Annotated in this window: 29 protein-coding genes; 3 read left to right on the top strand and 26 right to left on the bottom strand. The window is 41.8% G+C overall.

Annotation, left to right across the window (positions count from 1 at the left end; all coding sequences use genetic code 11):
• Nucleotides 1-13: 13 nt before the first annotated feature.
• The 6 genes from BLR27_RS02910 to BLR27_RS02930 form a co-directional block, all read right to left on the bottom strand.
• Complete coding sequence (locus tag BLR27_RS02910; protein ID WP_090699558.1) at nt 14-1204, bottom strand: ArdC family protein; 1191 nt, start codon at nt 1202-1204, stop codon at nt 14-16.
• Nucleotides 1191-1352 carry a hypothetical protein gene (locus tag BLR27_RS18475; RefSeq protein WP_176767596.1) on the bottom strand — a complete coding sequence of 54 codons (162 nt, stop codon included), beginning with the start codon at nt 1350-1352 and terminating at the stop codon, nt 1191-1193. The genes BLR27_RS02910 and BLR27_RS18475 overlap by 14 nt, the downstream gene beginning before the upstream one ends.
• A 12-nt stretch (nt 1353-1364) precedes the next feature.
• Nucleotides 1365-1895 (bottom strand): M23 family metallopeptidase, encoded by a 531-nt coding sequence (locus BLR27_RS02915; protein ID WP_090699562.1) that lies wholly within the window; start codon nt 1893-1895, stop codon nt 1365-1367.
• Nucleotides 1892-2320: a hypothetical protein gene (locus BLR27_RS02920; RefSeq protein ID WP_090699566.1), complete on the bottom strand. Its 429-nt coding sequence runs from the start codon at nt 2318-2320 to the stop codon at nt 1892-1894. The genes BLR27_RS02915 and BLR27_RS02920 overlap by 4 nt, the downstream gene beginning before the upstream one ends.
• 48 nt (nt 2321-2368) lie before the next feature.
• Nucleotides 2369-2797 carry a hypothetical protein gene (locus BLR27_RS02925; protein ID WP_090699570.1) on the bottom strand — a complete coding sequence of 143 codons (429 nt, stop codon included), beginning with the start codon at nt 2795-2797 and terminating at the stop codon, nt 2369-2371.
• A 98-nt stretch (nt 2798-2895) separates the two neighbouring features.
• Complete coding sequence (locus BLR27_RS02930; RefSeq protein ID WP_090699573.1) at nt 2896-4935, bottom strand: type IV secretory system conjugative DNA transfer family protein; 2040 nt, start codon at nt 4933-4935, stop codon at nt 2896-2898.
• Between the two features lie 148 nt (nt 4936-5083).
• Between BLR27_RS02930 and BLR27_RS02935 the strand changes: the two genes are divergently transcribed.
• The 3 genes from BLR27_RS02935 to BLR27_RS02945 are packed head-to-tail and all read left to right on the top strand — an operon-like array spanning nt 5084 to nt 6271.
• On the top strand, nt 5084-5452 hold the full coding sequence (locus tag BLR27_RS02935) for an ArsR/SmtB family transcription factor (protein ID WP_090699577.1): 369 nt from the start codon (nt 5084-5086) through the stop codon (nt 5450-5452).
• Nucleotides 5449-6051 carry a mercuric transport protein MerTP gene (gene merTP / locus BLR27_RS02940; protein ID WP_090699581.1) on the top strand — a complete coding sequence of 201 codons (603 nt, stop codon included), beginning with the start codon at nt 5449-5451 and terminating at the stop codon, nt 6049-6051. The genes BLR27_RS02935 and merTP overlap by 4 nt, the downstream gene beginning before the upstream one ends.
• Before the next feature lie 4 nt (nt 6052-6055).
• Nucleotides 6056-6271 (top strand): GDCCVxC domain-containing (seleno)protein, encoded by a 216-nt coding sequence (locus tag BLR27_RS02945; RefSeq protein WP_090699585.1) that lies wholly within the window; start codon nt 6056-6058, stop codon nt 6269-6271.
• A gap of 16 nt (nt 6272-6287) precedes the next feature.
• Here BLR27_RS02945 and traN read toward each other — a convergent pair whose 3' ends face one another.
• From traN to BLR27_RS03050, 20 genes are all read right to left on the bottom strand, one after another.
• Nucleotides 6288-7118, bottom strand: a complete 831-nt coding sequence (gene traN, locus BLR27_RS02950; protein ID WP_090699590.1) for a conjugative transposon protein TraN — start codon at nt 7116-7118, stop codon at nt 6288-6290.
• A gap of 10 nt (nt 7119-7128) precedes the next feature.
• Entirely contained in the window at nt 7129-8349 is a 1221-nt protein-coding gene (gene traM / locus BLR27_RS02955; protein WP_090699595.1) for a conjugative transposon protein TraM, read from the bottom strand.
• Nucleotides 8346-8771: a hypothetical protein gene (locus BLR27_RS02960; protein ID WP_090699600.1), complete on the bottom strand. Its 426-nt coding sequence runs from the start codon at nt 8769-8771 to the stop codon at nt 8346-8348. The genes traM and BLR27_RS02960 overlap by 4 nt, the downstream gene beginning before the upstream one ends.
• Nucleotides 8749-9369 (bottom strand): conjugative transposon protein TraK, encoded by a 621-nt coding sequence (gene traK, locus BLR27_RS02965; RefSeq protein ID WP_090699604.1) that lies wholly within the window; start codon nt 9367-9369, stop codon nt 8749-8751. The genes BLR27_RS02960 and traK overlap by 23 nt, the downstream gene beginning before the upstream one ends.
• A gap of 66 nt (nt 9370-9435) precedes the next feature.
• Nucleotides 9436-10578, bottom strand: coding sequence for a plasmid transfer protein (locus BLR27_RS02970; protein ID WP_245704410.1), 1143 nt, complete (start codon nt 10576-10578; stop codon nt 9436-9438).
• A gap of 10 nt (nt 10579-10588) precedes the next feature.
• Nucleotides 10589-11374, bottom strand: coding sequence for a hypothetical protein (locus BLR27_RS02975; RefSeq protein ID WP_143007689.1), 786 nt, complete (start codon nt 11372-11374; stop codon nt 10589-10591).
• A 2-nt stretch (nt 11375-11376) separates the two neighbouring features.
• Nucleotides 11377-12042 carry a hypothetical protein gene (locus BLR27_RS02980; RefSeq protein WP_090699615.1) on the bottom strand — a complete coding sequence of 222 codons (666 nt, stop codon included), beginning with the start codon at nt 12040-12042 and terminating at the stop codon, nt 11377-11379.
• A gap of 4 nt (nt 12043-12046) precedes the next feature.
• Entirely contained in the window at nt 12047-12706 is a 660-nt protein-coding gene (locus BLR27_RS02985) for a hypothetical protein (protein WP_090699620.1), read from the bottom strand.
• Entirely contained in the window at nt 12703-13365 is a 663-nt protein-coding gene (locus BLR27_RS02990; RefSeq protein ID WP_090699624.1) for a hypothetical protein, read from the bottom strand. Before BLR27_RS02990 ends, BLR27_RS02985 begins: the two co-directional genes overlap by 4 nt.
• Nucleotides 13362-15857, bottom strand: a complete 2496-nt coding sequence (locus BLR27_RS02995) for a TraG family conjugative transposon ATPase (RefSeq protein WP_090699628.1) — start codon at nt 15855-15857, stop codon at nt 13362-13364. Before BLR27_RS02995 ends, BLR27_RS02990 begins: the two co-directional genes overlap by 4 nt.
• The gene (locus BLR27_RS03000) at nt 15829-16137 is read right to left on the bottom strand and encodes a DUF4133 domain-containing protein (RefSeq protein ID WP_090699631.1); all 309 of its coding nucleotides are present in this window, start codon (nt 16135-16137) and stop codon (nt 15829-15831) included. Before BLR27_RS03000 ends, BLR27_RS02995 begins: the two co-directional genes overlap by 29 nt.
• A complete protein-coding gene (locus BLR27_RS03005) occupies nt 16137-16451 on the bottom strand; it encodes a DUF4134 domain-containing protein (RefSeq protein WP_090699635.1) in 315 nt (104 codons plus the stop codon). Before BLR27_RS03005 ends, BLR27_RS03000 begins: the two co-directional genes overlap by 1 nt.
• Nucleotides 16452-16490: 39 nt before the next feature.
• A complete protein-coding gene (locus BLR27_RS03010) occupies nt 16491-16814 on the bottom strand; it encodes a DUF4134 domain-containing protein (RefSeq protein WP_090699639.1) in 324 nt (107 codons plus the stop codon).
• 53 nt (nt 16815-16867) lie between these two features.
• The gene (locus tag BLR27_RS03015) at nt 16868-17212 is read right to left on the bottom strand and encodes a hypothetical protein (protein WP_090699643.1); all 345 of its coding nucleotides are present in this window, start codon (nt 17210-17212) and stop codon (nt 16868-16870) included.
• Complete coding sequence (locus BLR27_RS03020) at nt 17209-17568, bottom strand: hypothetical protein (RefSeq protein ID WP_090699648.1); 360 nt, start codon at nt 17566-17568, stop codon at nt 17209-17211. Before BLR27_RS03020 ends, BLR27_RS03015 begins: the two co-directional genes overlap by 4 nt.
• Nucleotides 17565-18200 (bottom strand): ParA family protein, encoded by a 636-nt coding sequence (locus BLR27_RS03025; protein ID WP_090699653.1) that lies wholly within the window; start codon nt 18198-18200, stop codon nt 17565-17567. Before BLR27_RS03025 ends, BLR27_RS03020 begins: the two co-directional genes overlap by 4 nt.
• Before the next feature lie 18 nt (nt 18201-18218).
• Nucleotides 18219-19445, bottom strand: a complete 1227-nt coding sequence (locus BLR27_RS03030; RefSeq protein WP_090699657.1) for a relaxase/mobilization nuclease domain-containing protein — start codon at nt 19443-19445, stop codon at nt 18219-18221.
• Nucleotides 19446-19448: 3 nt separating this feature from the next.
• Nucleotides 19449-19859, bottom strand: a complete 411-nt coding sequence (locus BLR27_RS03035; RefSeq protein WP_090699661.1) for a plasmid mobilization protein — start codon at nt 19857-19859, stop codon at nt 19449-19451.
• A gap of 425 nt (nt 19860-20284) precedes the next feature.
• The gene (locus BLR27_RS03045) at nt 20285-20968 is read right to left on the bottom strand and encodes a hypothetical protein (RefSeq protein WP_090699668.1); all 684 of its coding nucleotides are present in this window, start codon (nt 20966-20968) and stop codon (nt 20285-20287) included.
• A 188-nt stretch (nt 20969-21156) separates the two neighbouring features.
• Nucleotides 21157-22125 carry a toprim domain-containing protein gene (locus BLR27_RS03050; protein ID WP_090699671.1) on the bottom strand — a complete coding sequence of 323 codons (969 nt, stop codon included), beginning with the start codon at nt 22123-22125 and terminating at the stop codon, nt 21157-21159.
• Nucleotides 22126-22252 lie beyond the last annotated feature (127 nt).

Consider the following 22252-nt stretch of genomic DNA (forward strand, 5'->3'; position numbering starts at 1 on the left):
TTAAAGGGTTTTTCTAACGTTTAATACCATGGGCCGCAATCTCCGACTCTGGTGTTTGTAGTGGTTCAATGATTTTTTTTTGGACGGTTTTACCTGTGGCCAGCTCCTGTTTAGCATGAAGTAGGGATCCATACAGGCCATCAGACCTGGAAAGGATAAAAGTGTTTCCACTGTTCTGATCTTCCATGCGGAGGCGACCCTGTTTTAAATGCCCCTGCACTTTGTACACGGTATCCTTATAGGGAATTTCATCACCTGTAGATAAGAATTTGGTGCTTGTTTCTGCTTTTATTTCCTGTTTCCTTTCTATGCTGGTCAGGTAGTTAAAGATCTTTTCGGCATCAGCAGCCGCACTGTGGATCTCAAAGGGAGTTTCTTGCAATACCTTAATCCAGCTACCGACATAGGCGGCATGCTGTCCTGGGTCATGGCCGATCCGAAATTCCTGACCAATCAATAAGGAAGCGATCTCCGCCCGGAGTTCTTCGCGAGCGTAATCTTCAGTCCCGAACCTATTCATAATACTCCGATCCAGACGGTCGGTATGCCCAGTCCAATGCCCCAGTTCATGCAGGAGGGTGGCGTAGTATTTACCTGGCTCATCGAATTGTTCGCGGAGAGGCATAGTAATCTGGTCAGCTATCGGGCTGTAGAAAGCCCGGTCGCCTGCCCGGTGATGAATGGCAGCCGCGGATTGCATAATAAGACTTTCTGCACGCTCAAGAGGATTCCAGGTTAAAGACTTGGTGTCTTGCCTTTCAAGAGAAGGGATGCCCTTAATCTGTTCAGCATTAAAAACCCAAGCCGAAGTAATAATCGGTTTTGCGAGTTTTAAATTTATTTTTACGGGCTGACCCTGTTCATTTAAAACCGGTTTCCCTTTTTCATCTCGCTTGGTCTGTTGATCCGTTGTTTTAACAAATTGGATCATAGTACCTTTTTCGCCTTTTTTAACTTGCCAGTCACTGGCTGCAGCCTGCTTAAAAGTCATCCATCGGGGGTCTTCCCTCTCCGCAAGCAAAAGCATTAAGGTATTGATGCCTTTGTATCGGTTACCGGTCTGGACGTTATAAGGCAATTCAAAAGCTGGCAGATTTTCGCTGCTCCAGGGTTTTTGCCAGGGAGCGGTTCCGGCTTTAAGCTGTTCGATCAATTTTTCAGCAACCTGAATATGCAGGGCTTTTGCTTTTTCACCGGCCATCATCTACCTCCTCTTCTGCCGGCAAAAAGTCAGATTGATCTACACCATAAACGGCTGCTTCATCCAAGGTTAGACTGATAGTTCCACCCTCTGACAAGTGGTTGAGTTTATTCTCAAGCGATTGCTGTGCTTTCTTTAAATGTTGTTTCATAAATTCTAATTTTTACTGAAAAGGCGGACTGGATACCTGTTGCTCCATTGCCTTTTTAAGAAAAAGCAATGGATGTATGTACTTGTCACCAAACCTGATACTGAAATGCAAATGTTCCCCGGTCGCTCTTCCTGTGGATCCGGTGATACCAATAGGTTGACCAGCCAAAATCGTCTGACCAGCTTTGACGAGCGTATGAGAAAGATGCCCGTAGAGGCTTTGAATATTCCCGTGGTCTATTCTCACATAATTTCCCAGAATGTGATGCTTGCCTGTTTCACAAACTATACCATCCATGATACTATAAACGGGGTCATTGCGGGCGGCGAGATCTACCGCACCGTGAAAATCTGGTTTGCCAAGTATCGGGTGAATACGCCATCCAAAGGATGAGGTGACGATCAAATGCGCTAAGGGCAGACTGATATTAACTACAGGAACGCCAGGCGGGTGAATATCCTGGGCGATTATTTTTACCGGTGACAAAAGGAGCAGAAAAGTAATGCAGTTGATAATACCTTTATACCCAGTGTTCCGGTTCATCGGCCTATATTGGGGCTTTGGCCACGGTCTTGTTCATCCGTATAACCACGGTCGATCCAGTCATCTACGAATACTATAGAAGCGATACGCACAGTTTCATTCCTGATTGCAAGCTTCAAGGCTTCTTTTATCTGACCTGAAGCCTGAAGTGCATAGACGTCAAGAATTCCTACGATATCCTTACTATCCAGATAATCTATCCCATAAATAGCGGAACGAAGGCTTTCCAGTATTAAAGATGCCGGCTTTAATAAAAATAAAGCATCAGAGCTGTATAAGCCTATATTATTATCATCAAAACGTACAAATACCTCATCATTCTCGTGCACGACATTTGTAATCGATCCCGTTTGTCCCTGCCTGTTAGCAGGATCCTGGGTCAGGTTGGGATGTACCATGACCACTTTATCTACCAATTCATCCATAACATTTTATTTTTATAGCATTTCATAACTGTTAATCATTGAAGCAACCTAACGGGCGTGAACATAGTCACGCTCTTCAGCCTGGCTTTGTTCCCTGATTGGATTCAGTTTATCCTGTAAGGGTATTGTACTATGAGATAAAGTCTGGTAACTGGTCATAGCCAGTTCCATTGCATCTTTAATCTGTTTGGGTGAACCCGCCTCCAGGAGCATACTGATGCGCAGCATGGCTTTAAAATCTTGAGGATCTAGGTCCTGAACGTGGTTAAGCAGGTCTTTATAGATTTCATTGTGTGGTTTTAATGCAAGCAGTGCATCGACAGAATACAGACCTAATGGGCCTTTGCCAAAACCCACAAATACTTCATCTTGTCCAAGATCTGCTGTGGCAACAATGCCAACCTGACCCTGACGGTTCACAGGATCATTCATAAGTTCCGGGTGAACCAGAACTACAGTACCAGTTAATTCTTCCATGATAATTTGTTATAAGGCTGGAAGGAGGGCTTCGCCGTTCTTCCATAACTTTTAATTTGAATTGAAAAATGAGTGAGGATCTTAAGCCGCAAAAAGACTTATTTTTTGAAACCAGGCTTCATAGATCCTTTTGAAGTTGGGGCAGGCTGAGGTGCTGCCATAGGTTTAAACTGCCTGACCATCTCCTGTACTTCGCAATTTATCTTATTGAAATTTTGTAGCAGTACTTCTTCTTTCCGGCCTTTAAAATCATAGTAAAAAGGAAGCTCGCGATAAGCCTGCTCTTCTTTTTTGATCGCTTTTAAATCCAGATTAATTCTGCAGTTAACCGCAGAGGTTTCATACTGGCCGGTAAACTTTTCTACAGCATCGGCAGCAAGAATGCCGACCATTTCTCCTGCTTTTAAAGAGGCAATCTTTCCCGCAGGAATCAGAGGTTCCAGCTTTTCATTCAGGGATACAGATGTTTTAGTCCTGTCAATAGAGAGGCTTTCGCCTAGCTGCTTAACCTTGCCAAACAGCCGCTCCAACCATTCCAGCGTTTCTTTATTTCTTACCGACCCTGAAAGTACATTACCTACTACAGCGGTTATGGTGGCGGCAGTTTCCTTTCCATATTGCTGCTTTAGCTGAGGCAGCTCCTGAAGTCCCAAAAGGACAGCAGTCAAATTCGATCTGGCCTGGGCAATCAGATTTTCGATTTTATGGCAGTATAAAGTGGGTGCCTCATCTATTACCAAACCTACCGGAATATTGCCTCTGGAATTGACAAGCCTGGTTATCCGGTTAAGAATAACCGAGTAACAAGCCGAGTTTATACTCTGAGTATTTGGATCATTTGCCAGTACAAGAACCCCCGGATGAGCTTGGTCGCTGATCTTCAGATCGAAGTCATCACCGGAAAATACCCAAAAGGTTTCTTTAGTGGCCAGACGGCTAATAAAGATCTTAAGTGTTCCAACCTGGCCTTCCAGCTGATCAAAAGCACGAGCTTTATAGGCCGTCATAAAAGGGGATAGCAATGAAGCAAGTTCCTTATTACTAAACAAGGTGCTGAATATGTCTTCATATGAAAGGTTAAGGAAAGCAAGTACATGAGGAAAACTTGAGTATTGCCCTCCATTATACTTACTGAAAAAGTAAATGCAGGAGGCAAGGAAGTTGATGGCTGACTGGGTAAAAAACTGATCACTGCCTCCTGATTTATCTCCTTTTTTCATCGCCTCGACCAGACCTTCAGCGGTTTCAGACGCATCAGCCAGGGTAGATAAATAAGCTGCCCGCCACGGATTAACCCTCCTGCTTTTTTCCGGCTCGCTAAGGTTAACAACGTGAAACTCATAGTTACGGCATTTCCCTTTTTGTTTAGCCAGTAAGTAGTGGTAATAGGCCACTTTACCCAAATCAGGAAACTTGAAATCGTATAAACACAAGGTGAATTCAAGAGCCATGAATTGCCTGATCACAGGCATTACAACTCCAAAACTTTTACCACTGCCGGGTACTCCGCAGAGCAATGTTCCGCGAAATACATTTTCCAACACGATGTAACCCTTACGGACTTTCTTCTTGTAATAGAATAATGTTGGGATATTAACAGCGTACGGAGTGAGTTTTGGCTTAGTGGCCTGCATAAAGGATTCGCCCTCGACATTCCATTTATCCTTGCCCAGATTGGAGCTTATGATCTTAGATACATTATCCATTGCGATATGTACCACGATAGCACCCAAAAAAGCAGAAGTTATGTACCCGATATCATACCAGTTGGTATGAGGGAAGACGATCCCTCCGCTCTTTCCATAGAACCAAAGTCCACCAATAAAAATCAGCAGGCCCGCGGTTAGCGGATATACAATGGAATTTTTAGGGTTAAGGTCTTTTTTCTTTCGGCTGAGTGTTCCAACCGAAACCAGGCAAATCAGAATCAGGGTAAATAACCTGCTGTTTAAAGGATCTTTGTAGATTATTATTTTAGCCATTCTCTCTAAAAAATGAGAAAGACCATAATGCTCGCTTATTGCTGTGCCGGTTATTTTGCGAGCATAGACAAATAGTAATACGTCAAAGACTACAGAAAGATAAATACCAAATTGCAGGAAGCGGTGCAACGATTGCTGTTCTTTCGTTTCTTCCATAATTAATTAAATAAAGGGTGAGATATTAAAAAACTGTGAATTCTCCTTAATGAGTTTTAAGTTTTATCATTCATGCAAGTCGCTTTATCAAAAAATCATTATTTAAGCAATTGCTTAAATACGTATCTTTGTAACTTGATATTTTGATATGAGCGCATGTAAGAGAATTTTTGCTGATTTAGGGCAGATCAATAATTGCAGGGAAATCATAAAAAAAAACCAGCAATCTTTTTCTGAACTTTCCCAGGTTGTAGCTTTAGCGGGAAATGAAGTACGATTAAAAATACTTTTCATTTTAGATCAGGAACATGAATTGTGCCCCTGTGATTTAAGCGATATTCTGGAAATGACGATTCCAGCTATTTCACAGCATCTTCATAAATTGAAAAATGGCAGCGTTATACAATCGCGAAAGTCCGGTCAGACGATATTCTATTCGGTTTGCCCATCCCATTTACATCTGCTCAAACCCTTATTCAGTATCATAAAAAATCAATCAGCAACAATACGAGTATGAAAAATGCAATTCAAAAAAGCTGGTTAGGTGGAATACTAGCAGCAATAGCTGCATCTCTTTGTTGTATTGCACCCTTGCTGGCCGTTTTTGGGGGGATAAGCGGTGCTGCCACTTATTTTAACTGGATGGAACCCTTTCGTCCTTATATGATTGGCCTGACTATTCTGATCTTTGCGATAATCTGGTACCAGCAACTGGCTACCAGGCAGGGACAACAAGGGGATTGCTGCGAACCGGTAAAACGTTCGTTCTGGCAGTCTAAAAAGTTCTTACTGATCGTCACACTGTGTTCAGGAATGCTTATTTTCTTTCCCTATTACTCTTCCTTGTTTTATAGAACCCCTCGGCCATCAGCCGCAGCTATTAGCCAAGCGAGATTCAGCTACGTCAAACTGAATATTAAAGGTATGAGCTGCGCGGATTGTACCAAACATATTGATGGATCTTTGCTGGAGATTAACGGTGTTGCAACTTCCCGCACATCCTTTGAAAAGTCAGAAACGATCGTACGCTATGACCCGGCTAAGACAAATGCCGACAGCATCAATCATAAAATAAAAGAAATTGGGTATCAACCCACTTTGATCAAAAATAATTAATCATATGGCAACAGCAATCCTGCTCAATTCTGTAATTACCTGTCCCAATTGCGGCTTTCAAAAAGAGGAAGAAATGCCGACCGATGCCTGCCAGTACTTTTATGAGTGCGAAAGATGTAAGATCCGCTTAAAGCCATCTGCGGGTGACTGCTGTGTGTTTTGCAGCTATGGAACGGTTAAATGCCCGCCTATCCAGCAGGGAACATCGTGCTGCAGTTAATCTTTGTAAGATGATTTCAGAAAGTATCTGCCTTTAATATATCACGATATTTAATTTGCAGGGTCAATGTCCTTCCGGAGATTTGTTTTTCAGTGAGTTCAATGTTCAGCACCTTGTTTTCTGGGAACGTGACTTTTTTAAGCACATATATATTTCGGAAGGTTTTTTTGAAGCTGGATAAAGGGTAAAGCTGCCAGACCGGTTCAATTTCTATAGATTGTACGTTGGTAGCCTTATTAATTTTCTTATCTTCAATCTTGAAACGCAGCTCATCCATATCATAAGCCAGGTTCGTCTCATTTTTATAAGTTAAGTCGAGAAATATATCATCACCGATAGTATAAACATGATTTAGTCTGGCTTTAAGCCCGTAAGCACTTGCTTTTCGTCCAGATCTGCTGTGATCTTTTAATATTGCCAAAGCGTAACTTTTCATTTCCTGCCCGGTCAGGCCGATACCCGGCACATCTAATGGACGCATTTGCTCCGGTAAAATTTGCACTTGCGAACTAATCACTGGATGCAGAACACCTGGATACCGAAGGTTATACTGTGCGATAAAACTTTCTCCTATAATGGTAACCACGCCCATATAGTCTGCGTCAATAGTCAGGGAATCAGTTTTAATTTTTAGCCGAAGTATGTTCTTAACTGGCAGATCGCCTGCTATTCCCGATGTGGATATATCTACATAAGTAATAGGTTCAGGCGAAATAAAATGAAGTGAAACTCCCTCGCTAATAAAAATATCCGGCAAGTCTTTTCGGTAGATACCAGATACGCTTTGTGCATACATTTCCTGGAACAGGCTGAACACAGCTAGTAAAATGACATATGTTGTTTTCATAAAAAAAGATTTAGTAGTTGTTTTGATTGGCTTTCAATTCGTCGGGATCTATGAGGTAGACTATCGTGTTATATTTGAGCTTTGCTTTATTCTGGCGAATCAGTTTGCTAACAGCGGTTGTTGTTGACTGAAACATTTTCTGAATCATACTCATAACCAGTTGATTGTTATTTTCAGCTTGTTGTTGAAGCGTAATGCCCTGGCTGGTACTGCCACCCAATTCCCTGGTAAATTCCCTGAAGGCTGAGGCTGGGACATACAGGCCCGGAAGCCCATCGTTGTCATAAACATCCAGTTTTACGGGCAGGATGTTTTTCCCCTGCATGATCGTGGTTATGGTCAGGTTAACCCGCTGTCCACTAAAACCGGAGATCTGAGCAAACAAATAAGTACCTTTTTTTATCAGAAAGCGTCCCGCCACCATATCCTCCAATAAGCGAATCCTTAAACGTGAGCCTGCATAACCGGCAATATCCTGGTCAATGATCGCAGTAATCAAAGTTTCATTTTGATTGGCAGTTATGGTGTTAAATACATGGGCATTAACATCAGATTTACTGACGGGTAATTTTTTGTTGCTTTTCGAGTCTTTTTCCATTAACTCAGTCTGCTGTTTCTGCTGCTGTTTTTCCCTGTAGTCGGGGTCATTGGCTTTCCCCATACTATCAACTAAAGCCATTTGCTGTCGGAATAGCTGCATAGGATCTGTTTGTTCAGGTGCAGTCAGGCGATAACTGGTAACAGGGGGTTGTTGGCTCATCTTTGCCAGAGCTTCTGCGAGAGCCTTATCCTGCTGTTCTGGCGATCTTGACTTCCTGATCAGGAGGGAAGCATTTGGAAAATTGTTATTGGAACCGATTGGTTTTTCCTGTGAGGCCATTCCATATTTTCGGTTCATGGCTTTATAGATAGAGTCAAGCATTCGCTTTTCTTTATCGTTATATAATGAATTTGGATCCTGATTACTGGCCTGCTCTTCCTGGATCTGTCCGATAGCAGTATAACCATCTGCTTTTTTATACTCATTACGGTAAGCATCCAGCTTATCTGTTAGCGCCTGGTTTCTGACCTGATCAGATACACCGGCAAGGTTTACTTGCAGAGAGTCTTTACCTGCTTGTGGTGGTGTTTCTTTACCAAAGCTGCTCTTATAGACATAAAAGAAAATGCACACAAAAGGCAGTATAATCAGCGGTATAATGTACCGTGGCTTTTTAAAATCTATCTTCATGGCTTAGGGTTTAATTTTTTGTTAATAAATTCCAGTCTGTCGAATGCCGCTTCTAATAAAAGACTATCGGCTTGGTTCAGGCTATCTTTTTTAAGAATAATTTCAACTTGACTTTGCAGTTCCAGGACTTCTTTCAGGGCAGTGCCTGTATTTAGTATCTGCCCCAATCCGGAAGCCATCTCGGCTCCGGCCTTTCCTACCCCCGATGGGGTTGAAACCTTCTTCTGACGCATTACCGAAAATGCAAGCACAACAGAGGTAACCAGGCAGATCAGCATACCCGTAAAAACTTGCCTTGGATATCTTTGCAGAAATTGGTTTCGCCGCTGTGAAAGCAGGGCAAAGTACCCTGCGAATTCTTTTCTTAGTTCAGTGAACAGAGTAACCTGGTTATCCTGTTCAGAAATTGTTTTTCTGGACATTTTCAAGGTCTTTGTTTTCCAAAGTTTTCCAGCGCGTAATCAGTACCGCATGCGGATTATTGTCCGAGCGTTTTTTAAGATCACTTAGATAGCCTTCGGTAATTAGAGAGCGTGTTATGGTTGAACTTCTGCGGTCTATCTTTTGCGTACCGTAATAGCGGAAGTACTTTTTTGCTTCATCCACGTAAATGGAATCTGTACGGATAGTAAGTACAGCACTTGATGAAAGGATCGAATTAAAATATCCCTTTTCCTTTAAGTTATTATACTGAGCAGCACCGCTTTCATCGATCAGGTACATGGCCTGCTTCATCTGATATTCGATAAACTTATCATCGGGAGTAAGATTAAAAAAGAGTGTATGAAACAGATTAATATGTGCCCGGTATTCTGCCGCACGGTTCATCTGTACATCCGTTTGCCTGGCCAGAAGTGGAACGCTGTTGGCATCCAGAAGGTAAACACTTTTACGGGCATCGGATACCTGTTTATAGGCAAAAAAGCTGATAATTAATACCATGATGATGGCTGTGAGGAAACTGCCCGCAGATAGAAAGGTGGCCAGCCTGACCTTACTTTCAATATTTTTGATGATCATTGAAATTGGATTTAAAAGAAATGGCCACCCGGTAGAGCAGCCAAATCGGGGTTAAAGAATAAAGTATTATGCTTTAGTGATCATGCGGGTCATCATGCGGGACATATTGGATGCTCCTCTACCCATTGAAGAAGCAGCGGAGGTAATACCAGAGGTGGAAACAATCCATGTGGATATACTGGGAACGGTAAGCATGGTCAGTGCCCCAATGATAAATGTTCCGATAACAATCCCGAAAGAGAGGACACCATTTCCTGCAAACACACTAAGTTTCTCCATACTTGCTCCGGATGTACCAACCAGTTCCTGGTAACGGGTAATTTCTGCTTCCATAGCATATTGTTGAAAAAGGGAAGCAACATACATTACTAAATATGCAATGCCAGAGTACAGATTGACAGATATAAAGCGTGCCACCCATGTACCAAACGAATCCCGAAAAGCAGGCAGAATACTGACCGCTACTGAAAAAGGTCCAAGAATGATCAATATCGTTGAAAAAATGATTTGTATAATAAAGATCACATAGACGCATATGCGCAAGAACCACAAAGCAATTGTCTCAAGTAAGGAAGTTGCAAGCAGTTGAAGACCGACTTGTAAACGGTTGCGCATTTCTACAATCGGGTTCCAAACTTCGGAAAATCCTTCCTTTACTGAAGACTTGACGGATTCCCAGGCATTTTCATACCAGGTATCTGCCTCCTTTTTGGCTGTTTCAGTTTGGGCTTGTACGGTGAGCAGCTGATCCGAAACTTCAACCATGAGCTTGGCACGTTGAAGGCGAAGGTCATTCACTGCTGTCTGGCTGCCATCAAACATGGCTTCGGTTTTATTGGCAATCACATCAGTCGGAAAAGCAATGACCCTTGTGAAAGTCGACCACCAGAGAATGACCATTACCAGGCCAAAAGGCCGTAAGAGCGGCATAATCTCCAGCTTTTTGTCGCCCGACATCATCTCATATGATTTAATAGCAAAGAAAATGAGCATAAAGATGGCTGACAGTGCCTGTGCATCTGCAATGAAAGCATCATAATGCGTCCAGATGGTGTTCTTCATCTGTTTTAAAAAGTGCATTGTTCCTTCCTCATATACTCCATTCCCTTGTAGAAAATTAAATGTATCCTTGAAAGATTCCGGGACATTCACGGGCTGACCCTGCACAAAAAAACCGGCGAGGCCGGTTATCATTTGGATTGTTGTCATAGCTATTCGTTTAAAGTTTGGATTTGTTCAGTACATCATCTGCGATCTGTTTATCCGTTCTGCTGTACCCGGTATTTTTCGCAATCGGGACGCCCTGACCTTTAACATTATCTGCTGACTCCGCTAGAGAAAGATATAGTTTTGCATTTTGCTTCTTGGAATCCCATGCTGCAGCCAGCTTGCGGTATTCGGCCAGGAGGCGATGATAAGCTAACATGCGCGATCCTCTATCTACAGTTGCATTACGTGCTGCATCCAGCCGTTCATTCAAAGTTTGACTTTCTTCCAGGTACCAGCTCAATACTCCGCTACGATTCAAGTATTCCTTCTCTTTTTGGGCAAGGCCGTTTAGTAATCCGTCATCCTGTTGATTTATTAGCGGATCGAATTCATGTCGATAGTACAACAACCATAAAGGGTCGGTAGCAGAGGTGATGCCGGAATAGTTGACAGCTTCGGTGACTGCCGTGTTTCGCAAAGTGTCTGCTTGTAATTTATAAGCATTCTCCGTGTTTTGCATGGCAGCGACAAAAATCAGACGTTGAGTCTGGGGCCCTATTGGCCCTAAGGGACGCAGATCTTTTTTCTTGTAATCAGGATGCCAGGCCCATGTTAGCCAGTACAAGGGATTAAGACCTAAAAAACCTGGTTTTGGAGTAAACTTATCCTTGTCCCATTGTTTAAATACCATGCGCTCTTGCTGATACCGGATAGATTCATCATTGATCACCATTTGTGCAGAAGCGAACTTGCACCCTAAGAAGAGAAGCAGGATTAATAATCGTGTTGTTTTCATAGTTATTTTTTTAGGAGGTTATATTTAAACAGGATGTCATTTACCAGTCTGGTGTCCTGGTTAATAAAATCACGATATGGATTAGCTGTTTTCAACACTCCGTTCACTTTTGCCCAGTACATGGATCGGCTCATGCTGTAACATAAAGCTCGCATTACCCTTAGCTCCAGGATAACTTTGCGCAGAAGAGCGTCTCGCTTTTCAAAATCCATCAGAACGTTATCTCCTTCTTTTAAGATGAACCCGGATACCTCACTGACCAGATTAACGCCACGCGATTTCATTTGCCGGGCAACATCTTCAGCAAACAAAAGCAACACAGGATCCGTCCTTGCTATAGCGATCATATTACTACTTTCCTTAATGATTTCGTCGGAGATCTGCCCGATCTGCATGACTGTTAAACCGCTTTTGAGTGCCTGGTTTACTTGAGTTAACGAGTTATGGATGAGCGTTTGTACCATCACTACTGAGGAGATATTAAGGTTAATATCATCCAGTCGGTTATTGATCGTAGTCAGGTAATTATTGTGCGTGTTTTCGGCTGCGAGACGAGCTGCCCCGTTTTCATTGACTATGGCAAAGTGCCTGGGATCAAAAACCATCACCTGAGCAAACCCAGTTAGCCAGTCCGTCGATATTAAAAATAAAAAGAGAATGTGTTTCATAAGATCAGGGGTTTTTAAGAAGATCGACTTTTCGCAGGATGTCATTAACTAATCGTTTATCCTCATTGATAAAGTCTGCAAAGGGGTTTATAGATTGAAGTGCTTTTCTCCTGCTGGCGTAGTACATCGTTGCTGCCAGCCCTCTCGATGCCCCGGCGATCCTACGCAATTCTGTCAAAACATGGCTGAACAGTATTTTGCGGTCGCTGGATTTCATCTGGTTTAGATCACCGAAACTTATTGCCAGTCCGTACAAGTAGTTACTTAGTAAATATGCCTGATCAGCCATATCCATTTCAGCATTATAGGCAAGCAATATCAACAATGGGTCATTACCTGCTTGCTGGAAAATAAGGCCTTGCTGCTGGATGATTTCTGTTATAACAGGCGCAGCTTGTAATCCAATCTGTGTAGCATCTATTGCCAATCCGAGCATTTGAAAGCGGCTTTGCAATTCGCGGTATTTGGTTTTAAGCTTGCTCATTTGAGAACGGTTCACTTCTTCATTTGCAGATGTAATGGCTTGTTTATTTTTAGCTTCCTCTTGCTTGCTATGCTCTGATTTGCTTTCGGCCACTAACTGATGCAAGAGTTGTACGTTTACCTGGGCTGATCCTTCAGGCACCATGCCTAACAAGATCAAAAAGAATATCAGGTATTTCATTGCTTCAGGTATTTGGCATTTCGGATAATATCATCAGCGATCTGTTTATCGATATTGGTATACCCCGCATAGGGGTTCAGAGAATTTAGTATCCCACGCTGTTTTGCCCAGTACATGGAGCGGTACATACCGTATGCCACACCCCGTAAGATCATCAGTTCATTAACGATCCTGTTCAACAGTTTTGCCCGTTCCCCTGAATCCATGAGGTTACTCTTACCACCTTGCAATACAAATGAACTTACCTCTGCGGCTAGGTTAGTAGCTCGTGTTTTAAACTCCCTGGCTCCCCCCTCCGCAAACAGCAACAGCGTGGGATTACTTTGGGCTATAGTGACCGCTTTGTTTACATCTTCCACTATGTCAATACTGATTTCGGTAATATCCTTTACTGCAAGTAATGATCGAACCACACCTGACACCTCACTCAGCCCTTTATAGATCTGATTTTGCAAGTCGTTTACGATTACCAGTTGCCCTGTTACCGCCAGTTGCCCGCGCTGTATCAGGGTCAGGTTCTCGTTGGTTTTATTTAGCTGTCCATTAATGATTCCCGAATGGGCAGCTGTTGCACCAGCTGTTGCGGGATCGATGTAGATCTGGGTAAAGCCAGGCAAAACCAGCAGGCAAAACCCTAAAATTGAGATTAGTTTTTTCATATAAAATCAGGTTTAAAATATTCTATAGAACCAGCTGGGAATATTCCCTCCAGATTAACTTTTCGGACAAATGTTTCAAGCTTCAAGCCGCTTCTCTCCAGATCGGAAACAAAAGCTTCCAGCCCTGTCTGGTAAGATCCGTAAGCCCTCATGTAAGTTTCAACGGCATTTTTTTCGGGCTTTTCGGTGGTATAAGTCAGGTATTGAAATAGCGAAACTTCCACACCATATACTTCCCCGCTTGATCCCCTGCGGATATATACCTCCTTAAATTTTCCACGATATTCCTTGTTGTCAAGTTGATTAATGGTGAAGATCTTTTTCTGTTCAATTGGTGTCAATGAAAGCAGCTTTGCGATATCGTCGTAATTCTCCTTGAACTTGCTTTGATCCAGCAGGCAAATGGTATCGGAGTTATTCAGGATGCTGTCTTTGATCACCGCATTACCCAAAATATCTCCAAGCTCCTGGGTGACAACAATAGGTTCCCCCCAGAATTTACGCATGGTTTTATATAAATAAAGAATGTACCCGGCCATTAAGGGTGATGCAATAGCTTTCCAAGCTTCTTCTAGGATTAAAGCTTTACGTTGTCCTGTCCGGTGACGCATCTTTTGCAGAACCACATCCATAATGATGAGAGTCACTATGGGAAATAAAACCTTATTTTCCTTGATGGAATCTATTTCGTAGACGATAAACCTTTCAGTAAATACGGAAGCATCAGAGGTTTCATTCAGGAGCGATCCGTATTCACCGCCTCTGCAAAATTTCTTTAAAACATACCGGTATTCATCAAGGTCAAAACTGATCTTTTCATGATCTTTGATTTCTTTAATTTTCTCTACTGAATAATGATAGAAGGAATCAAAGCTTAGATTATCTATCTTTTTTTCAGATTCCGGCATAAAGTATTCCGAATAATATGCAGAGATCACATTAGAAAACACGGTATCCTCTACCTGAGAGATCGTTCCTTCTGCCCCTTTAAGAAGCAGCCCGATTAACGTTTTTAAAAAGTCTTTTTTCTCGATATTATATTCACTTTCGCTGATGGCAAAGGGGTTCATAGTGATAGGGTTCTTTTCCGTGTAGGTGTAATACTTACCACCGAAGTAGGCACACAGTCCGGAATAAGAATGTCCTACATCCACAATCACAACATCCATATTATAGAGCATGTACTGTTCAAGAAGGGCACACATAAAAAAAGATTTCCCGCTTCCACTGCCTCCCAGAACAAATTTTGAGCGATTATTTATGCGATTGGTACGCATAGGTAAATCCGCCGGGTCTATACCTACAGGAATTCCCTGGCGGTCGGTAAAACGGATCAGAAAATCTGAGTCCTCATCTGTGAGCATGGATTCTTTGAAGAAAAAGCATAACGCCGCATCCGAGGTGGTTAAAAACCAGTCGTATTTTTTCAATTCTACTGCATTGCCAGGAAGAGCAGAGCGAAAAAGTTCCAGTTGGTTATAGGCATTGCGTGAAGGGATGATACCTTGCTGAAAAAGTGCTGCTTCAATAAAATTGGCGGCCTTGTTGATTTTGGAAACCTCTGCGCAAACTATAATATTATAATGAGCATTTACCAGCAGCTGATTTTCCCTGGCCACATCAACAAGGAGCTGATCAATATCCTCCACACAAATCAGGTTAGCCGGATCAGGCACACCGGAGTGTCGTTTACGTTTTAATTCCAGTTTATTCAGTGTAAGCTGTTGTCCGGGAATCTCAATTACCTGATTATAAACGATGCACTGATAACCGGGTACCTGATGAAGGAAGGAAAGGTTATCAACCGGGAATTCCCGAAGGTTCTTACCATCATGCTTTTCAGTATATGTGCCGAGCTTTTCCGGAAGGTCTATTATATCTGTATTGATTAAACTAATACTACGGACTGCCCTTGTACCAATTCCCAGTTGCTGATCACCTGAAAGTATATTATCCAGGGCAGCGTGTCCGGATGAAAACTCCATGCCTAGGATAGCGGTGATATAGCGGTTGATCTCTGTTTCATCTAAAAGATGAGGGCTTAAGCCTGAACCGTTCAAAAGGTCATATATTTTGCTCCGGTGCTGATGAAAATCGTTCAGCACTTTTTTATCGTACACATAAAATGCCCCTCTTTTAACCTGACGTGTCAGAATAAGGTAGGTGCTAATGCTGGTATATTCCCTTCCCTCAAAATGTTCATTATATTTTTGTTGCAGAAATTCTGTTGCAGGCTTAGGCTGATATTTTTGGCGGGAGAATACATCCTGTTTCTGAATTATATACCCTTCACCCAGAATCTTGATCATATTAAGCAAGAGGTGATGATAAGCTGAATAAGCATCAGGATCTGCACCGTACTGCAAAACAGGATTCCGAATCTGAAAGATCATTGAGAAATCACCTCTTTCCCCATACAGTACAGCTTGACCATCATCAGGATCAATACCGGCATAGGGCATTTTAAATGCGGTCTTTTGATGTGTTTGCATAATTTATTTTTAAATGGATAAGATGTATAAAGACTACTTTGTGGCGGGTTTTTGAATGCAGGCCATTCTTCTGTTGAAAAAAGGTATAGGATAGTCCTCCGGCAATGGACAGTATGGTTACTATCCCGCCCAGATACATATTGGTCAGGGCACCCAATAAGCCCCCTGAGACCAAGCCTAAAGCAAGCGACCCAATACCCCAGGCAATAAACTTTCCTTTAAATCCTTTATATACAAGGGGTTTCTGCAGCCCCTTGTATATGGAAAATTTGCGGATCATCAGACACCGAAAAATGCCTTAATAACCACTGACACCAAAACCAGGAAGAGGCAGGATCCTCCCCAGCCCATAAGCTCTTTGTTGATGTCATTATCACCGGAATTCCATTTGATGTATACTCGTACACCTCCTATGATTCCAACTACCGCCCCAATCGCAAGGGTTAAGGTTGATACCGGATCTATGTAACTTGTCAGTGAAGATGTTGCTGCATTGATTCCGGTTGTGCCGCCGCCGCCCTGAGCCAAGACGGTTTGTACTGCTACAATAGACAGCGCAGCAAATGATAACAGTTTTTGAGTTTTACTTGTCATAAGAGTAAGAATTAAAAAGGTTAATGTTTAAATGAAGAGTTAATTGACCCTGAAGAGAGCTCTGAGAAAGACACCGATCAACGTGAGGAAAAGGCAGGAAAAGAACCAGCCCATAACCTGGGCATCGATGTGATGATGTTTGCCGGATTGCCAGTTAGTATAGATTCTCAGACCTCCAAGTATTCCGCTGATCGCACCGATCACCAAAACCAGATCGGACAGACTGAAATACCAGCGGTGCATTTCGCCGCTTACCTGGTAGAATTCGTTTATACCGGGTGGTTGCTGAGCATAGCAATAGAAAGGTAATGCAATAGAAAAGGCAGCCAAAGCTGCCTTCAAAAATTGAGGAATGGTTTTCATCCTGGAATTTGATTAAGGTGAACGTGAAGAGATCATGCGCTTAGCTATAAAGTTTAATAAGGGATCGCCCTGGTATATTCGATGAGGTCATCCTTTGCAAGATTGAATAACTCTTTGATGCCAACGGCTCCGGTTGATCTAAGCAGTCCTGAAGTAAAGTTGGACTGTTTTGGAGCGTCCGGCTCTGGATTTTCAGGTGCCGATGGGGGTGCTGGCGCTTCCGACTCTTCTTCATAAGTAATCAGTTCAGGGCTGGTATCTTCATTGAAAAACAATACATCCTGATCACTTTCGGACCCTGGTTGTTTGCTGGCCATAATAAGGTCAAAGATTACATTTAGCCCATAGTAGGTGAGATAAATCACTAATAAAATCAATAAAAAATTTGTCCATGTCATAAGTCAGTGTTTTTAAGGGTTTCTTTGATATAAAAGCTGAGCCAGGGACGCTGCTCCAGGAAAATTTGCAGGCTGTAAGCAATGAATTTGTTCATGTCAATGCCTTTGGCCAGCTTTAGTTGCTTTAGCAAGTTGGTAGTGCGGGTATCGAGGCGAATAAGCATTTTGTCAGAGCCGCAAAGCTCGTAGGCATCAAGAGCATTAAATAGGGATGAAATTTCCTTATCAATTTCTTTAACTGAAGAAGGCTTTTTAGTGTTTTCAGGAGGGTTTTCTTTAGGGGTTACCGCATTTTCTGTGTCCTGTAATCGGATTTTTTCCCTCAGTTCATCGGCAAGGGATTTAATACTCGTCATGGCTGTTCCTCCTTTAAAAGATATGCTTCGTAAACCAGATCAAGAATAGGAAGGATTACCGGAAACAGGATAAGAGGCGTGTGTACCGTACTGATCCTTTGAAAATCTACGCGGTCAGCAATGCCGGGTGTAATGACACCAAAGCGTTGTAATACCTTTTCCACTTCAAGCCTGGTTTCATATTTCACCGTGTTTTTGATACGGTTGGGAATAAAAATAAAAGGCGCGTGGTTATTGATCTTCCTGGTTACCATCGCAAACAGCAGTGTTGAGTCCACAGAGAATTCATCATAATTAAAAGGGCATAAGACCATATCTCCAGCCAGGAACACAGGAATCAGGCCGTCATCGTCCATCTTGCCTGGTAAGTCAATGAGTACGATCTCGCCTTTATTCTTATTTAATAGATTCAACAGCATGGGGAAATGTTTGAGATCTGAAGGGATCACTTCATAGTCCGGTTCATTTTCTAAAATCTTCGCCTTTTCAGATTTGGAAGCGATGGACTGCTGGTAATCCATGTCTAGTACTGTTACCCTTCGGTTGCGAATGGTAGCTAAATAATTAGCAAATAGCAGGGTGAGTGTACTCTTACCTGCACCGCCTTTTTGGTTGCCTATTAGTATGACCATTTCATGAATTTTATATAGTTATCGGTTGTTTGTTATTGATTTTCTTTTCTTTCGCCGGTTCCGTCCAGGTATTGCCTCATCGTCAATGTCATCAGAAATATCTATTTGCAATTCAGGTAGCCCAACTGATATTCCTGTATCATACTGATCGGCTGAAGGTTCAGCATTTAAAGCATGGAATTCATCCGGATTTCGACCTTCACTTGAATATTCATTAAGAGCCTCCTCATAAAAAGCCAGATTGTCTTGAGATATCTCTTTCATTATTTCAGAAAATTCAGGGCTGGCTTCCTGTTTTATTCTTGGTTGTAAAGGGTCGATAAACTCTTTTAGGGACATGACTTCGCTACCTTTAAAAACCGCTTTCCCCACATGATCCAGGATGGTGTATCCATAAGGGGGTTTATCATCTTTCGCATGAAATAGTATCTGGACTCCAAATTTAGCCTTCAGCATTTCTGCAAGTTTGGAAGAATAGCCGCTAACTGTTTTTGTCCTACCTCCGGGAAGATCACGGGTTATAGAGTAGATTGCCGGATTTACCTTTAGCCTGTATTTTTCGATTATCGCCCGCAGTTGGCTAATGCGCTCTTTATTTTTTTGATGATCAGCAATTCTCTCATCTACTTTTTTTATAGGTATTTGAGCCAGTTCTTTACCAAACTTGCTAATCTTATAATCGGTTGCTGATAATGTAACCGCGTAACCCTGTGCTTCTGAAATCATCATAAACTGCGCACGGGTGGAAAAGCTGTAGGTTAACGCTTTTTCAACTTGAGCTTTGGCAGCCCTGTTTTCATCCACCCCTAATATCCGGTTCAACACCTGGTAGGATTTTATCTTTTCAAAAGCATCCGGAATTTTCCGACCATCTTTACCCACACGTGTAGTAACCATGTGTATGTGGTTGTTTTTCGTATCCTTATGGAAAATCAGCAAATAGGGCTGGTCTCCGTAGCCCATTCCTGTAAGCCATTGCTCCCCAATGTGGCTTAACTGCTCTTTGCTGTGTGATCTTCCTTCAGCCGAAATAACAGCATGGAATTGCGGAAACTTCGTCCGGGTACTTCGGGCAGATTGAGCTTCAAGATAATTGATATAATCCTGTGGCCGTAAATAATCCAAGCCTTGTATAGCCCCGAAGTTTTGTACCTTCATTAGTTCGCCTTTATCTTTTTCAACCTTGCTAGTGTTATAACTTACCCCTTTAAAGGCTGCGGATTTATTGAGAATTTTTACAATCATAGATTAAGATTTCATCAGTCGAATAATATGCCGGATAGCTTTTTCCAATTCTTGTTGGATAGTAATGTAGGATCCAAAAAGCTCGTTAAATTCTCTAACTACGCTTTCAGTCAGCAAACCATCGTTCTTGAGTATATTAGCATGCCTGGCCAGTTGATTAATGTTATTTCCACCTCTGCCCATTTCTGCACCGATAGCATCAAGCTGTTTTAAAAGCCCCCCTGCATTAACCAAAACCTTACTTGAATTGTAAAGCACTCTTGTCCGGATAAGTTCCATACGAGTGATACCGAGGCTTTTTTCAATAATCAAGATTTGGTTAAATTCATCTTCTGTCAGCCTGGCTTTAATAATCTTCGTGCGTTTTCCTGATGTCATTTCCGGCCGACCAACTTTCTTAATTGCTTTCTTCATGAGGCTTCGGATGGGCTTTAAGGTGCTTTGCAGAAAAACCAAGTTGCGCGGTTTTTCACTCCTTTGTCCTGCCTTTCCCCTTCAGGGGTTAGCCGGGACAAAGGCAAGTGAGTTTTTGGGTACCCAAAAACACAACTTGCCGGTAAAAAAGCAAAGACCGGGGCTAATACCCTTTAAAGAAGATTGTATTGCTAATGTGTGTTTATAAGGGCAAAACTCTCTGGAGCTCTTTTATGGCCTGAATAATTAGACTTGCTGGCTATTAGTATAAGAGCTATTTGGATTAGGCATAAACAGATATATAAATTAACCTTTATTGGATTATTGATGTAAATATCTATTTATATATATCGCTATAAGGTTAGTTATATAAGTCGGTAGTTGTATATCTGGTTATTCAGTTAGCGGGCTATTTAAAGAGTTGTTTAGATAAATAAATAGCTATTCGTATATATGGCTATACAGCAATTTATATAAATGAATAGCTGTATTAACGCATTAAGAGATATATAGAACAAGCTAAGTTGAACCATAGCAACCTCAAATTTCGCAATGTCCTTCAGCGTAGTAGTTAGTACAGATTGATTGTAATTTGAAATATCACTATTACCGAGTTTTGCTGACATCATTTCCTTCAGCTCATTTAGCCCAGCGGTTAATGCATCATGACGGCTCTTAAATTGCGTATCATAAACTGATATTAAACTTCCTCCGCCTGCCATGCCGTAGCTATAATTAAGCGAGTATGTCCAGATATGGTTTTCTCCCCTTCCTAAGTAGATAATACTATGTTCTGAATATCGATCCACGTTTCCAAATACGAGATCTTCCCTGTCCAAAAATTGAGGTCTTAAAAGCCATCCATGCTGGTCAAAACTGATTTCGGTAAAACCGAATTCCAGTTGCTTACGATAAGCATATACATTCATGGTGATATGTCTTAAAGATGTACCAAAACTGGCAAACCAGGAAAGCGATCCAGCATCGTTTTTCTTAATAGCAGTTAAGATCTCGTTTAGGATTCCTTTCTCATACTTTACAAGATGGTTCTCGTGTATGTATTTGTTTATTACTTTTTCTGACTGAAGATTTAAAATCAAGCTTTCCATAACAATAAAATTTAGTTTTTTAATGCCTGGTATAGAAGCGATCTGCTAAACTGTCAAGGGCCCGATCCTTCATCGGGTTTATATACCCTTGACGGTTTAAAAGCAGATTGCGATACCTTTGCATGATAAAAAACTAAATTATTAGGGTAAAACGAGATTCTTCCTTCAGAGAATGTTTTGTAAAATAGTTACCGGCTAAAACCAACTTTAAGGTTTTTAAAAACATCAATAGGCGACGTTATGCGCAATAATTCGGCTTGTTCAGCCATATGTTTCTCGTTATAATCTTTATAGCCAGCATATAAATCTGATCGATCTTTGGCATGAGGAATAGCGGATAACAACTGCTGCGTGGCCTGCCTACCGGATTGATCATGGTCAAAAAACACATCCACCACTTCAAATTTGGAGGAACGGTCAATAGCAGCTGAGATAAAAGACAAGGAATTAAGGATTAAAACAGTTGGCTTGTTTATTGTTTGTTCATGTTTCCAACTTAGGAAATCCAAATATCCTTCAAAAACCGCCAATCGATTCTCTTCTCCCTGAATAAAGCTCATTCCCTTTTTACCCAGGCAACCTTTAAAATACTTATTCCGCACTTCCCACCCATCATTCTCGTTTTTCCATCCGGCTGCGAAGAAAGGCTTTCGATTTTTCTTCGTATCCTCTACATTATAGTAAATCTCTTTCAGATGTTCCGCAGCTGTCTCCCACACCCCTCTGTATTGCAGGTAACCGGTAATAGCCGGATTACTGCCCAGTGGTTTTACTTCTGCAATTTTATAATTTGGAAGCTTAATTGCGATCCGGGGTCTGGCCTTTTGATTTAATTCTTTTTGAACAGGGATTTTTGAAATTTCAATAGAACAGGTATTCTTAATCTTTTCAAGCACTTCTTGAAAGGAAAGAGGGAACCAATAGGCTAGCCCGAGGTCAATTACATTTCCTCCTTTAATACCGGAGCGGTTTGGCCCACCATGATCATACCACATTCCCAGTTGCTCATTAACACAAAGCGATGCAGTTTTTTCTTCCCGGAGCATGCTAAGATAGAATAGTTCTTTGCCTGATTTATAAGCGGGAGCATAACCCAAATGGGCTAACAGATCCACAAGGGAAACTTTTTCCCGGATCTCATTCGCATTTAAGAACATAATATATAAATTAAGTTTATTGATAGTATTTTGAAAAGTTCAGAAACACAAAAGGGGCAGAATGCCCCCTTGGTAATCCAGTATCCGCACCAAACGTTATGCGGATACTGGTTCTATATATTCGAGA

Origin of the sequence: Daejeonella rubra (assembly GCF_900103545.1) — a bacterium.
GTDB classification, from domain to species: Bacteria; Bacteroidota; Bacteroidia; order Sphingobacteriales; family Sphingobacteriaceae; genus Daejeonella; species Daejeonella rubra.

What these genes read in the sequence shown, in the direction of transcription:
- BLR27_RS02910 (WP_090699558.1), bottom strand. Translation starts at nt 1,204, where the DNA reads ATGATGGCCGGTGAAAAAGCAAAAGCCCTGCATATTCAGGTTGCTGAA.
- BLR27_RS18475 (WP_176767596.1), bottom strand. Translation starts at nt 1,352, where the DNA reads ATGAAACAACATTTAAAGAAAGCACAGCAATCGCTTGAGAATAAACTC.
- BLR27_RS02915 (WP_090699562.1), bottom strand. Translation starts at nt 1,895, where the DNA reads ATGAACCGGAACACTGGGTATAAAGGTATTATCAACTGCATTACTTTT.
- BLR27_RS02920 (WP_090699566.1), bottom strand. Translation starts at nt 2,320, where the DNA reads ATGGATGAATTGGTAGATAAAGTGGTCATGGTACATCCCAACCTGACC.
- BLR27_RS02925 (WP_090699570.1), bottom strand. Translation starts at nt 2,797, where the DNA reads ATGGAAGAATTAACTGGTACTGTAGTTCTGGTTCACCCGGAACTTATG.
- BLR27_RS02930 (WP_090699573.1), bottom strand. Translation starts at nt 4,935, where the DNA reads ATGGAAGAAACGAAAGAACAGCAATCGTTGCACCGCTTCCTGCAATTT.
- BLR27_RS02935 (WP_090699577.1), top strand. Translation starts at nt 5,084, where the DNA reads ATGAGCGCATGTAAGAGAATTTTTGCTGATTTAGGGCAGATCAATAAT.
- merTP (WP_090699581.1), top strand. Translation starts at nt 5,449, where the DNA reads ATGAAAAATGCAATTCAAAAAAGCTGGTTAGGTGGAATACTAGCAGCA.
- BLR27_RS02945 (WP_090699585.1), top strand. Translation starts at nt 6,056, where the DNA reads ATGGCAACAGCAATCCTGCTCAATTCTGTAATTACCTGTCCCAATTGC.
- traN (WP_090699590.1), bottom strand. Translation starts at nt 7,118, where the DNA reads ATGAAAACAACATATGTCATTTTACTAGCTGTGTTCAGCCTGTTCCAG.
- traM (WP_090699595.1), bottom strand. Translation starts at nt 8,349, where the DNA reads ATGAAGATAGATTTTAAAAAGCCACGGTACATTATACCGCTGATTATA.
- BLR27_RS02960 (WP_090699600.1), bottom strand. Translation starts at nt 8,771, where the DNA reads ATGTCCAGAAAAACAATTTCTGAACAGGATAACCAGGTTACTCTGTTC.
- traK (WP_090699604.1), bottom strand. Translation starts at nt 9,369, where the DNA reads ATGATCATCAAAAATATTGAAAGTAAGGTCAGGCTGGCCACCTTTCTA.
- BLR27_RS02970 (WP_245704410.1), bottom strand. Translation starts at nt 10,578, where the DNA reads ATGACAACAATCCAAATGATAACCGGCCTCGCCGGTTTTTTTGTGCAG.
- BLR27_RS02975 (WP_143007689.1), bottom strand. Translation starts at nt 11,374, where the DNA reads ATGAAAACAACACGATTATTAATCCTGCTTCTCTTCTTAGGGTGCAAG.
- BLR27_RS02980 (WP_090699615.1), bottom strand. Translation starts at nt 12,042, where the DNA reads ATGAAACACATTCTCTTTTTATTTTTAATATCGACGGACTGGCTAACT.
- BLR27_RS02985 (WP_090699620.1), bottom strand. Translation starts at nt 12,706, where the DNA reads ATGAAATACCTGATATTCTTTTTGATCTTGTTAGGCATGGTGCCTGAA.
- BLR27_RS02990 (WP_090699624.1), bottom strand. Translation starts at nt 13,365, where the DNA reads ATGAAAAAACTAATCTCAATTTTAGGGTTTTGCCTGCTGGTTTTGCCT.
- BLR27_RS02995 (WP_090699628.1), bottom strand. Translation starts at nt 15,857, where the DNA reads ATGCAAACACATCAAAAGACCGCATTTAAAATGCCCTATGCCGGTATT.
- BLR27_RS03000 (WP_090699631.1), bottom strand. Translation starts at nt 16,137, where the DNA reads ATGATCCGCAAATTTTCCATATACAAGGGGCTGCAGAAACCCCTTGTA.
- BLR27_RS03005 (WP_090699635.1), bottom strand. Translation starts at nt 16,451, where the DNA reads ATGACAAGTAAAACTCAAAAACTGTTATCATTTGCTGCGCTGTCTATT.
- BLR27_RS03010 (WP_090699639.1), bottom strand. Translation starts at nt 16,814, where the DNA reads ATGAAAACCATTCCTCAATTTTTGAAGGCAGCTTTGGCTGCCTTTTCT.
- BLR27_RS03015 (WP_090699643.1), bottom strand. Translation starts at nt 17,212, where the DNA reads ATGACATGGACAAATTTTTTATTGATTTTATTAGTGATTTATCTCACC.
- BLR27_RS03020 (WP_090699648.1), bottom strand. Translation starts at nt 17,568, where the DNA reads ATGACGAGTATTAAATCCCTTGCCGATGAACTGAGGGAAAAAATCCGA.
- BLR27_RS03025 (WP_090699653.1), bottom strand. Translation starts at nt 18,200, where the DNA reads ATGGTCATACTAATAGGCAACCAAAAAGGCGGTGCAGGTAAGAGTACA.
- BLR27_RS03030 (WP_090699657.1), bottom strand. Translation starts at nt 19,445, where the DNA reads ATGATTGTAAAAATTCTCAATAAATCCGCAGCCTTTAAAGGGGTAAGT.
- BLR27_RS03035 (WP_090699661.1), bottom strand. Translation starts at nt 19,859, where the DNA reads ATGAAGAAAGCAATTAAGAAAGTTGGTCGGCCGGAAATGACATCAGGA.
- BLR27_RS03045 (WP_090699668.1), bottom strand. Translation starts at nt 20,968, where the DNA reads ATGGAAAGCTTGATTTTAAATCTTCAGTCAGAAAAAGTAATAAACAAA.
- BLR27_RS03050 (WP_090699671.1), bottom strand. Translation starts at nt 22,125, where the DNA reads ATGTTCTTAAATGCGAATGAGATCCGGGAAAAAGTTTCCCTTGTGGAT.